The sequence below is a fragment of the Phytohabitans kaempferiae genome, from assembly GCF_042433955.1.
GTDB lineage: Bacteria > Actinomycetota > Actinomycetes > Mycobacteriales > Micromonosporaceae > Phytohabitans > Phytohabitans kaempferiae.
Genome location: NZ_JBHLUH010000058.1, coordinates 58,042 through 70,172, shown reverse-complemented (window position 1 = coordinate 70,172; position 12,131 = coordinate 58,042). Strand labels below are relative to the sequence as shown.

The 12,131-nt window shown below is 75.3% G+C and carries 3 protein-coding genes; all 3 read left to right on the top strand.

The features are described from left to right. Positions 1-102: 102 nt before the first annotated feature. From panD to ACFFIA_RS27050, 3 genes are read left to right on the top strand one after another with little or no spacing between them, the layout of a single operon-like run. Positions 103-531: an aspartate 1-decarboxylase gene (gene panD, locus ACFFIA_RS27060; RefSeq protein WP_377255503.1), complete on the top strand. Its 429-nt coding sequence runs from the start codon at positions 103-105 to the stop codon at positions 529-531. 14 nt (positions 532-545) lie between these two features. Next, positions 546-9,998 carry a non-ribosomal peptide synthetase gene (locus ACFFIA_RS27055; protein WP_377255500.1) on the top strand — a complete coding sequence of 3,151 codons (9,453 nt, stop codon included), beginning with the start codon at positions 546-548 and terminating at the stop codon, positions 9,996-9,998. Continuing rightward, complete coding sequence (locus ACFFIA_RS27050; RefSeq protein WP_377255497.1) at positions 9,995-12,013, top strand: multicopper oxidase family protein; 2,019 nt, start codon at positions 9,995-9,997, stop codon at positions 12,011-12,013. Before ACFFIA_RS27055 ends, ACFFIA_RS27050 begins: the two co-directional genes overlap by 4 nt. Positions 12,014-12,131: the final 118 nt, after the last annotated feature.

The window sequence follows — 12,131 nt, the reverse complement described above, 5'->3', positions numbered from 1 at the left end:
GCGGCGCCCTTTCCCGCGTGTCCCGCCGTCCGCGACGCCACCGACGCCGGTGGCGCCGCCCGTGCGGGCTGAGTCCACAACAGACTGCCATCAGGAGGATCGGTGCAGCGGATCGTGCTCAACGGAAAGATCCATCGGGCCACGGTGACCCAGGCGGACCTGCACTACGTGGGTTCGCTGACGATCGACGAGGACCTGATGAAGGCCGCTGACATCCGCGAGGGCGAACGGATCCAGCTGGTCGACATCACCAACGGCGCCCGGATCGAGACGTACGCCATCACCGGGCCCGCCGGCAGCGGCGTGATCGGTGTGAACGGCGCGGGCGCCCACCTGGTCCATCCCGGTGACCTGGTGATCGTGATGGCGTACGTGGTCCTGGACGAGTCCGAACTGGACCGGCACCGCCCGCGCGTGGTGCACGTCGACGGCGACAACCGGATCGTGGCGCTCGGCCAGTCCCCGTCCGAGCCGGTTCCCGGTGCGGCCGGCCAGATCGACGGCGCCACCGTCGGCGCCGCGATCCACTGAGGAGGGTGGGCACGGTGGGAGCGGCCACCAGCACGCCCCCGGCGCTCGCGGACATCCTGCCGCTCTCGCCGTTGCAGGAAGGGCTGCTGTTCCTGAGCGACTTCGCCGAGGGCATCGACCCCTACACCGTCCAGCTCGCCGTCGACCTCGACGGCGACCTGGAACCGGTACGGCTGCGCGCCGCCGTCGCGGCACTGCTCGTCCGGTACCCCAACCTGCGCGCCTGTTTCTGGACCGAGGACGTGGACCGGCCGGTGGCGCTGATCCCCGAGCCCTTCGACCCGCCGTGGCGGGAGTCCGACCTGACCGGCGAGGCGGATCCGCTGGCCGAGGCGGAGCGGATCGCCGCCGCCGAGCGGTCGGTCCGGTTCGACCTCGCCGAGCCGCCCCTGTTTCGCTTCCACCTGCTGCGGCTGGGCCGCACCGGCGGTACGGGCCCGCTGCGGCACCGGCTGCTCGTCACGACCCACCACATCCTGCTCGACGGCTGGTCCAACGCGCTGCTCGTGCGGGAGCTGATCGGCCTGTACCGGGCCGGCGGCGACCCCGGCGCGCTGCCCCCGCCCGGCCGGTACCGGGACTACCTGGCCTGGCTGGCGCAGCGGGACCGGGACGCGGGCGCGGCCGCGTGGCGGGAGGCGCTGCGTGGCGTGGGGTCGTGCACGCCGTTCTCCGGACCGTCCCGTGTGGACGACCGGGTCGAGCGGGCTACCAGCGTGCTGTCCGGGCCGGCACACGACCGGCTCGCCGGCTTCGCGCGTGCCCAAGGGCTGACCCTGAACACCGTGCTCCAGTGCGCCTGGCTCACCGTGCTGGGCGCGGTCTGCGGGGCCACCGACGTGGTGACCGGGCAGGCCGTCGCCGGCCGTCCGGCGGAGCTGCCCGGCTCCGCGTCCGTCATCGGGCTGTTCCTGAACACCGTGCCGGTACGCGCGCGGCTGCGCCGGGACGAGCCGTTCGTGGCGTTCCTGCGCCGCCACCAGGCCGAGCAGGCGGCCCTGCTGGACCACCAGTACCTCGACCTGTCCACGGTCGTGGCCGAGGCGGGGATCCACGGCGAACTGTTCGACACGCTGCTGGTCATCCAGAACTACCCCGTCGACGAGCGGGAGCTGGCCGCCGCCGAGGAAGGCACGGGGCTGCGCGTCGCCGGGATGTCCGGACAGGACGGTGCCCACTACCCGGTGATGCTGACCGCCGCGCCCGGTGGCGGCGCGGTGCGCTTCGAGCTGAAGTACCGGCTCTCCGCGCTCGACCCGGCCGGCGCGGCCGCGCTGTTGCGCCGGCTGGAGCGGCTGCTGGAGCAGGTCGTGGCCGAGCCGTCCACACCGGTCGGGCAGGTCGCCCTGGCCACCGAGCGGGAGGCGCGGGACGTGCGCGACGCGCTGACCGGCCCGGCGGCACCGCCCCCGGACGGGGACGTCGCGGCGCTCGTGGAGCAGCGGGCCGCCGCGGCGCCAAACGCGACGGCGCTGGTCTTCGACGGTACGGCCCACCGTGCCGCCGACCTGAACGCCGGCGCCAACCGGCTCGCCCGCGCGCTGGTGGCCCGGGGCATCGGGCCGGAGTCGCTGGTGGGGCTGGCCACGGGATACCGGCCCGAGCTGGTGGTCGGCCTGCTCGCGATCCTCAAGGCGGGCGCCGCCTACCTGCCACTGGACCCGGACCTGCCGGCCGGGCGCCGGCAGGTCCTGCTCGCCGACGCCCGGCCGGACCTGGTGCTCACCGCCGAAGGCGCCGTCGAGGGCGTACCGGCGCTCGACCTGACCGACGACGTGGTCCGGGCGGAGCTGGCCGGCCTTGCGGACACCGACCTCGGACTGCCGCACCGGCCCGGCCATCCCGCGTACGTCGTCTACACCTCCGGCTCGACCGGGGCGCCGAAGGGCGTGGTGGGTACGCGCGGCGGGCTGGTCAACCGGCTGTGCTGGATGGCCGAGGCGGAGCCGTTCGGGGCCGGCGAGGTGGTGCTGGCCAAGAGCGCGATCGGGTTCGTGGACGCCTCCACCGAGCTGCTCGGCGCGCTGGTCGCCGGCGTACCCGTGGTGCTCGCCCCGGCGGACGCGCGGCGGGACGCGCTGGCGCTGGTGGACCTCGTCGAGGCGCACGAGGTCACGCGGGTGACCGGCGTGCCGAGCCTGCTGCGCGCGATGGCCGAGCACGGCGCCGGGCGGCTGGGGTCGGTACGCCTCTGGGTCTCCAGCGGCGAGGCGCTGACCTTCGCCCACACGTCCGCGCTGGCCGGTGCGTCGCGCGGGCGGATCGTCAACCTGTACGGCTGCTCCGAGGTCAGCGGCGACAGCCTGTACTGCCCCGACGCCGGCAAGCTCGGCACGCTGGGCGGCCCGGTCGCCAACACCGCCGCCCGCGTGCTCGACGGCTGGCTGCGGGAGGTGCCGCGCGGCGGGTCGGGCGAGCTGTACCTGGCCGGCGCCGGCCTCGCCCGCGGATACCTGGGCGCGCCGGGGCTGACCGCCGGGCGGTTCGTGGCCGACCCGTACGGCCCCGCCGGGGCCCGGATGTACCGGACCGGAGACCTGGTCCGGGTCCGCGCCGACGGGAGCCTGGACTTCCTCGGCCGGGCCGACGAGCAGGTCAAGATCCGCGGGTTCCGGGTCGAGCCGGCCGAGATCGAGGCGGTGCTCGCCGAGGCGCCCGGCGTACGCGAGGCGGCCGTGGCCGTGCACGCGGCCGACGGCGGGCCGACCCGCGTCGTCGGCTACCTGGTGACCGAGGGCGGCGTCCCCGTCGACCCCGCCGCCGTCCGCGCGCACGCCGCGGGCCGGCTGGCCGAGCACCAGGTGCCGTCGATCCTGGTCCGGTTGGACCGGCTCCCGGTCACCACGACCGGGAAGATCGCCCGGCGCGAGCTGCCCGCCCCGGACCTCGCCGCGCTGGCCGGCGGGGAGCGGCCCCGCACCGCCGACGAACGGCTGCTCGCCAGGATCTTCGCCGAGGTGCTCGGGCTGCCCGAGGTCGGCGTGCACGACGGCTTCACCGAGCTGGGCGGCGACAGCATCTCCTCGATCCGGCTGGTCAGTCGCGCCCGCGCGGCCGGCCTGCCGCTGCGTACCCGGGACGTGTTCGCGCAGAAGACGGTGGCCGGGATGGTCGCCGTGGCGCGGGCGACCCGCCCCCAGGAGCGCGCGCACGACGGCCACGCCGCCCTCGAACGGTGGCGGGAGCGGCACGCCGACCTGCTCGGGGCGTCCGATGTGGACGACGTCCTGCCGCTCACGCCGCTCCAGGAGGGGCTGCTCTTCCTGGCCGGCTACGACGGCGGCGCCGACCCGTACCTGGTGCAACTGGCGGTGGACCTCACCGGCGACCTCGACCCGGTACGGCTGCGGCTGGCGGTGGAGGGACTGCTGGCCCGGCGGCCGAACCTGCGCGCCGCGTTTCGCTGGACAGAGACGACGAAGCCAGTCGCGGTGATACCGGGGCGGGTCGACGTGCCGTGGCAGGTGCGCGACCTGTCCGGCGAGGCGGACCCCTTCGCCGCCGCCGCGGCCGTCGCCGCCCGGGAACGGGAGGCGCCGTTCGACCTGTCGGGCGCGCCGCTGTTCCGCTTCCAACTGCTGCGGCTGGGCCGCACCGGCGACCCGGGCCAGCAACGGCACCGCCTGCTGGTCACGACCCACCACATCCTGCTCGACGGCTGGTCGAACGCCCTGCTGGTGCGGGAGCTGATCGCGCTCTACAAGGCCGGCGGGGACCGGTCCGCGCTGCCCGCGCCCGCGCCGTACCGGGAGTACCTGGCCTGGCTGGCCGGACGCGACCGCGGCACCGGACTGGACGCCTGGCGCCGGGCGCTGGACGGCGTCCGCCCGTGCACGCCGTTCACCTCCGCCGCCCGGCCGGCGGAAGGCACCGGCGAGGTCACGCGCACGGTCGAGGGGGACCGGCTGGCGGAGCTGGCCCGAGGTCGCGGGGTCACGCTCAACACCGTCGTGCGGTGCGCCTGGGCGACCGTGCTCGCCGGCGTCACCGGGACACCGGACATCGTGATCGGCCAGGCGGTCTCCGGTCGCCCGGCCGACCTGCCGGACGTCGAGGACATGATCGGGCTGTTCCTGAACACGGTCCCGGTCCGGGTCACCCTGCGGCACGGCGAGGCGTTCGCGGACCTCCTCGGGCGGCACCACGCCGAGCAGGCGGAGCTGCTCGACCACCAGTACCTGGACCTGGGTTCGGTGGTGGCCCAGGCCGGCGCCGGAGAGCTGTTCGACACGATCCTGGTGATCCAGAACTATCCCGTCGACGAGGCGGCGCTGGCCGAGGTCGAGACCGGTACGGGCCTGCGCCTGGAGCAGGTCAGCGGGCGCGACGGCACGCACTACCCGGCGATGCTCACGGTCGTACCGGCGGCGGGGGCGCTGCGCCTGGAGCTGAAGTACCAGCCGGGAATCCTGGACGAACACTCCGCGGCGGCGCTGCTCGACCGGCTCCACCTGGTGCTGCGCCGCGTGGCCACCGAGCCGGAGGTGCCCGTCGACCAGGTGGGCCTGGACCTCCCCGGCGAGGAGGAGGCGACCCGCGCGGCGCTGACCGGCCGGCTCGCGACGGCCGCCGACGGGGACGTGGCGGCGCTGTTCGCGCGCCGGGCAGCCGGCGAGCCGGACGCCGTCGTGCTGGTCTGCGACGGGGTCGCGTACACGGCCGGCGAGCTGAACGCGGCGGCGAACCGGCTCGCCCGGGCACTGCTCGCCCGGGACGTCGGGCCCGAGTCGGTCGTCGGCCTCGCCACCGGATACCGGATGGAACTGGTAGTCGGGCTGCTCGCGGTGCTCAAGACCGGTGCCGCGTACCTGCCGCTCGACCTCGGGTTTCCGCCGGAGCGGCTGCGGCACATGGTGGCCGACGCCCGCCCGCGGCTGCTCCTGACGGCCGGGCCCGACGCGCCGCCGGAGGTGACCGGCGCGGTGGCGCGGCTCTCGCTGACCGACGAGGCGGTGCTCGCCGAGCTGGCCGGCTACCCGGACGGCGACCCGGCCGTCCCGCACCGGCCCGACCATCCCGCCTACGTCCTCTACACCTCCGGCTCGACCGGCGTCCCCAAGGGCGTGCTCGGTACCCGGGGCGGGCTGGTGAACCGACTGCTCTGGCTGCGCGAGACCGACCCGATGCGCCCCGGCGAGAAGGTCCTCGCCAAGAGTTCGATCAGCTTCGTGGACGGCTCGCTGGAGCTGCTGGACGCGCTGACCGGCGGGGCGACCGCCGTACTCGCGCCGGCCGAGGCCCGCCGGGACGCGCTGGCCCTGGTCGACCTCGTGCACGAGCACCAGATCACGCGGCTGACCGCGGTGCCGAGCCTGCTGCGGGCGATGGCGGAGAGCGGCGCCGGGCGGCTGGACTCGGTGCGGCTCTGGGTCTCCAGCGGAGAGCCGCTGACCGAGGCGCACTCCGCCGCGCTCACCGCCGTCTCCGGCGGCCGGCTGGCCAACCAGTACGGCTGCTCCGAGGCGAGCAGCGACAGCCTCTACTGCCCGGACGCGGTGCGCCCGCGGCGGATGGGGGACCCGGTCGCGGACACCGCGTTGCGCGTACTGGACGCGTGGCTGCGGCCGGTGCCCGTGGACGGGGTCGGCGAGCTGTACCTGACCGGCGACGCCCTGGCCCGCGGCTACCTGAACGCCACCGGGCTGACCGCGACCCGGTTCGTCGCCGACCCGTACGGCCCCGGCGGCGGCCGGATGTACCGCACCGGCGACCTGGTACGGCTGCGTGCCGGCGGGGAGCTGGAGTACCTGGGCCGGGGCGACGCGCAGGTGCAGATCCGCGGCTTCCGGGTCGAGCCGGCCGAGATCGAGACGGTACTGACCTCGGCTCCGGGCGTACGCGAGGCCGCGGTGGCCGTGCACACCGTCGACGACGGACCCACGCGGGTCGTCGGCTACCTGGTCACCAGCGGCGGCGCCGAGATCGACGTGGCCGCGGTGCGGGCGCACTGCGCGGCCCGGCTCGCCGCGCACCAGATCCCGTCGCTGTTGGTCCGGCTGGACCGGCTGCCCACCACCGCCACCGGGAAGGTCGCCCGGCGCGAGCTGCCCGCCCCCGACCCGGCCGCGGCCACCGGCGGGGACCGGCCGCGCACCGTGGACGAACGGGTCCTGGCCGGCATCTTCGCCGAGGTGCTCGGGCTGCCCGAGGTCGGCGTGCACGACGGCTTCACCGAGCTGGGCGGCGACAGCATCTCCTCGATCCGGCTGGTCAGTCGCGCCCGCGCCGCCGGGCTGCCGCTGCGGCCCCGGGACGTGTTCGAGCACCGCACCGTGGCCGCGCTCGCCGCCGTCGCCCGCGCCGCCGCGCCGGACGCCGGGCACGACGGCGCCGCCGTGCTGGAGCGGTGGCGGCGGGAGCGCGCCGACCTGCTCGCACACTCCGATGTGGACGACGTGCTGCCGCTGACTCCGTTGCAGGAGGGCATGTACTTCCTGTCCACGTACGAGGCGGACGGCACCGGGACCGACGTCTACACGATGCAGCTCACGCTGGCCGTGCGCGGCGCGGTGGACCCGGACCGGCTGCGCGCGGCCGCCCAGCGCCTGGTGGACCGGCATCCGGTCCTGCGCACCGGCTTCGTGCGGCGGGACGGTGGTGACGTGGTGCAGCTCGTCCGGCGTGCCGCGACGGCCAGATTCGACGTGTCCACGATGGACGAAGCCGGCCTGGCCGGGCTGCTGCGCCGGCGCCAGGAGGAGCGCTTCGACCTGTCCGCGCCGCCGCTGCTGCGGCTGGACCTGGTCCACCTCGGCCCCGGCGAACACCGGTTGGTGCTGACCAACCACCACCTCATCCTGGACGGCTGGTCGGTGCCGCTGCTGGCCCGGGAGCTGTTCGCCGCGTACGGCGGGCTGCCCGGTGCGGAGCTGCCCACCGGCGGCCAACGCGCCCACCTGGAGTGGCTCGCCGGCCGGGACACCGCCGCCGCGAGGGCCGCCTGGCGCGCCGCCTTCGACGGGCTCGACGGGCCGACCTTGCTCGCGCCGGGCGGTGCCGCGGCCGGCACGGGCCACGCCGCGCTGCTGCCGGTACGCGTGCCCGAACCACTCGCGGTGGCGTTGGCGCGGCTCGCCCGGGGCGCCGGCGTCACGCTCAACACGGTGCTGGAGCTGGCCTGGGGCACCGTGCTCGGTCGGGCGACCGGGCGCCACGACGTCGTCTTCGGCGTGACGGTCTCCGGCCGGGACGCGGACATCCCCGACGCCGCCACCGCGCTCGGCCTGCTGATCAACACGGTGCCGGTACGGGTCACCACCGACCGCCGGGAGCTGGTCCGGGCGGCGCTGGGCCGGCTGCAACGCGAACAGGCGCGGCTGCTCGACCACCACCACGCCGGGCTGGTCGCGATCCAGCGGTGGATCGGGCGGCGTGAGCTGTTCGACACGCTGCTGGTGTTCGAGAGCTACCCGGTCGACGAGGAGCGGTTGCGGGAGGCCGAGCGGGCCGGCGGCCTCGACGTCGAGGTGGTGCGGGGCCGGTCGGTCACGCACTACCCGCTGACCCTCACGGTGCTGCCCGGCGACGGCGTCGGCCTCGTTCTGGAGTACCTGCCGGAGCTGTTCACCGCGGACGACGCGGCACGGATCATGGACCGGCTGCTCGCGGTGCTGGACGGGCTGGCCGCCGGCCCGGACCGGCCGGTGGCGGCCCTGCCGTCCGCCGCGCCGGCCGAGCGCTCCCTGGCCCTCGGCGCCTGGAACGACACCGCCACCGGGGACCGCCAAGCGCTGCTGCCGGAGCTGTTCGAAGCCCAGGTGCGGCGCGGTCCGGACGAGCCGGCGCTGGTCCACGGCGACCAGGTGTGGACGTTCGGGGCGGCCGCGCGGGAGTCTGGCCGGATCGCCGGGGCGCTGCGGGCGCGCGGCATCGGGCCGGAGGACCGCGTGGCGGTGTTCGCCGGCCGGGGCCCGTACGCGATGCTCGCCATGCTCGGCGTGCTGGGGGCCGGCGCGGCGTACGTGCCCGTGGATCCGGCCCAGCCCGCGGCCTGGGTCCAGCGGCTGCTGGCCGACGCCCGGCCCGCCGCGGTGGTCGTCGAGCCGGGGTACACCGCGCCGGCCGGTCACCCGGTGCTCGACCCGGGGGAGGGCGCGCCCCCGCCGGCCGATCCGGTGGTGCCGCGTCCCGAGCATCCGGCGTACGTCGTCTACACCTCGGGGTCGACCGGCACGCCCAAGGGCGTCGTGGTCACGCACGGGGCGATCGCCAACCTCTTCCACAGCCATCGCCGGCACCTGTACCGGCGCGCGGCCGCCCGGGCCGGACGGGAGCGGCTGCGCGTGGCGCACGCCTGGCCGTTCTCGTTCGACGCCGCCTGGCAGCCGCAGTTGTGGCTGTTCGACGGGCACGCCGTGCACCTGGCCGGCGACGCCGAGCGCACCGACCCGGCCGCGCTGGCCGCGCTGCTGGAGGCCGGCCGGATCGACTTCGTCGAGGTGGCGCCCGCGATGCTGGCCGCACTCGGCGAGCTGGGCCTGTTCGGCTCGCCGGGATGTCCGCTCTCGCTGGTCGGCTTCGGCGGGGACGCGGTCGGCGAGGCGCAGTGGCGGCAACTGGCCGCCGTGCCCGGACTGGACGCGGTCAACCTCTACGGCCCCACCGAGTGCACAGTGGACTCGCTCGCCGCGTTCGTCGCGGACAGCGAGCGGCCGCTGGTCGGGCGCCCGGTCGACAACGCCCGCGCCTACGTGCTCGACGCCAACCTGGCGGTGCTGCCGCCGGGCGTGCCGGGCGAACTGTACCTGTCCGGCGCCGGCCTGGCCCGGGGGTACCTGGGCGCGCCCGGCCAGACCGCCGCCCGGTTCGTGGCCGACCCGTTCGTGCCAGGGGCGCGCATGTACCGCACCGGCGACCTCGTGCGCTGGACGCCGACCGGTGCCCTGGACTACCTGGGCCGCACCGACGACCAGGTGAAGATCCGCGGGTACCGCGTGGAGTTGGGCGACGTGCAGGCGGCGCTGGCGGGGCATCCGGACGTGGCCTCGGCGGCGGTCCGGGCGTTCGACGGCCGGATGCTGGTGGGCTACGTGGTGGCCCGCGCGGGCCGGCGACCGGAGCCCGCGCGGCTGCGCGCGTGGATCGCCGAGCGGCTGCCGGAGCACATGGTCCCGGCCGCCTTCGTCCCCTTGGCGGCGCTGCCGCTCACGTCCAACGGCAAGGTCGACCGCGCCGCCCTGCCCCGCCCCGACCTGTCGCCGAGGGCGGGCTACCGGGCACCGGGCACGCCGGTGGAGGCGGCACTCCGCGACGCGTTCGCGGCGGCTCTCGGCGTCGACCGGGTCGGCGTGGACGACGACTTCTTCGCCCTCGGCGGGGACAGCCTCGTCACGCTCCGGCTGGTCGCGCTCGCGCGGGCGGCCGGTGTGGAGGTCTCCGCCCGCGAGGTCTTCACGCACCGGACGGTCGCCGCGCTGGCCGGCGCGGCCCGCCATCCCCTTCCACATTCCACAGAGGAGCGTCGATGACAGAATCGGAACAGCCCGTGAACCGCCGCCGGCTTCTGGCCGGCGCGGTCGTGGCCGGCGTGGCGGTGCCGGCGCTGCTGGCCAACGACCGGGCCCGGGAATGGCTGGGCGGCAGTCGGGCCAGCGCGGCGCCGCGGCAGCGGCCGGTCGGAAACGACCTGCGGCTGCCCGGCCGTGGGGTGCGGCCGGACGAGCCTCGGCGGGGCAGCGCGGGGCGCACCGCCGCGAAGACCGCCGCGCCGACCCACCCCACGCCGCTACAGCCGTACCGCGACCGGCTGCCGATTCCCCGCGTGCTGCGCCCGGCGCCGGGCCGGCCCGGCGAGCTGACCGTGCGGATGCGCACCGCCACGGTACGGATGCACTCGCAACTGCCGCCGACCACCGTCTGGGGGTACGAGGGCACGGTGCCCGGCCCCACCATCGAGGTGCGGCGGGACCAGCCGGTGCTGGTCCGCTGGGTGAACGAGCTGACCGGCAAGATGCCGCTGGTCGCCGTGGCGCCGATGATCGCCTGGGCCGACCCGCCCCTGTGGGACCGTCCGGGCCGGGACGGCGCACCGGCGCTGGCCGACGTCTCGAACCTTCCACCGTGGACGGTGGTGCACCTGCACGGCGCGGAGACCGGCATGGACAACGACGGCTGGCCCGAGGCCGGCATCCCGCCGGGACAGGCGCAGGTCGCCGAGTACGCCAACCACCAGCGGGCGACCGCGCTGTGGTACCACGACCACGCGATGCCGGTGTCGCGCTGGAACACGATCGCCGGGCTGAGCGGCGCGTACATCATCCGGGACGACAACGAGGCACGGCTGGGCCTGCCGTCCGGGCGGTACGAGGTGCCGCTGCTGCTGTGCGACCGCAACTTCGACCTGGACGCGTCCGGCCGGCTCACCGGCACGCAACTCTACAAGACGGTCATGTACGCCACCGAGCCGGAACTGCAGGCGACCTCCTTCTCCGGGCCGTTCACCACCGTCAACGGGGTGATCTGGCCGCACCTGGACGTGGAGCCGCGGTGGTACCGGTTCCGCGTGGCGAACCTCTCCAACGTGCGCCCGTACCACCTCCAGCTCACGTTCGAGGACGGCAGCCCGGTACCGGCGGACGCGATCCATCTGATCGGCACGGACGGCGGCCTGCTGCCCGCCCCGGTCTCCGTCGACGGGGTCCTCAGCGTGGTCGCCGCCGAGCGCGCCGACATCCTGGTCAACTTCGCGCCCTTCAAGGGCAAGGCGCTCAACCTCGTCAACGTCGACTACGACCCGGGACCGTGGCCGCAGGTGATGCAGTTTCGGGTCGGCCGGCACGGCGGCGACCGCTTCACGCCACCGTCCAAGCTGGACACGCGGTACCCCAAGGCGGACGAGGCCGCGCTGAAGGGCTCGCCGGAGCGCATGGTGATGTTCCCGCCGCTCGGCACCGGCCAGATCGAGCAGTGGGAGATGGCGGAGATCGACGCGCCGCCCGGCCCGCTGCCGGTGGACGGCGTGGTGCAGGTGAAGGGGAAGGACGGCAGGGTACGCACCTGGCAACGGGTCGCCCGTCGGTTCCACGACCCGGTCAGGTTCATGGTCGAGACCGGCGACTGGGAGCGGTGGACCTGGATCAACCTGGACGTCGGCGGCTGGCCGCATCCGCAGCACATCCACGGCACGCACTTCCAGGTGCGGCAGCGCCACTTCTACGACGTGGCGGAGAAGTTCGAGTTCATCCTGGACGAGCAGGGGCGCACGGTCGGCGGCGGCACGGTGGCCCCGATCGAGTACGTCGAGGACGTGCCGATCGGGCCGGTCGACACCGGATGGAAGGACGTCGTGCACGTCAACAACGGCGAGGCGGTCACCGTCGCGGCCCGGTTCGAGCACAGTGGACGGTTCCTGCACCACTGCCACATGCGCGACCACGAGGACATGGGGATGATGCGCCCGTTCGTGGTCATGCCGGCGCAGGTGCTGAAGATCGAGCACCAGGGGGGACACCCCATGGCCGGCCCTGGGCACTCGGGGCACTGATCAACGCGGCTGGCCGGGTCTTTGCCCTCGGGGCAACTTAGGTTAGCCTATGCTGAGTTTCCGTTTGATCGATTGACCTGGCCGGGGGTGGTGGTGGGGCTGGCTGGTGGCGGAGTGG

Bases quoted from the DNA above. Each gene is read 5' to 3' on its own strand.
- ACFFIA_RS27050 (WP_377255497.1), top strand. From the start codon at position 9,995: ATGACAGAATCGGAACAGCCCGTGAACCGCCGCCGGCTTCTGGCCGGC.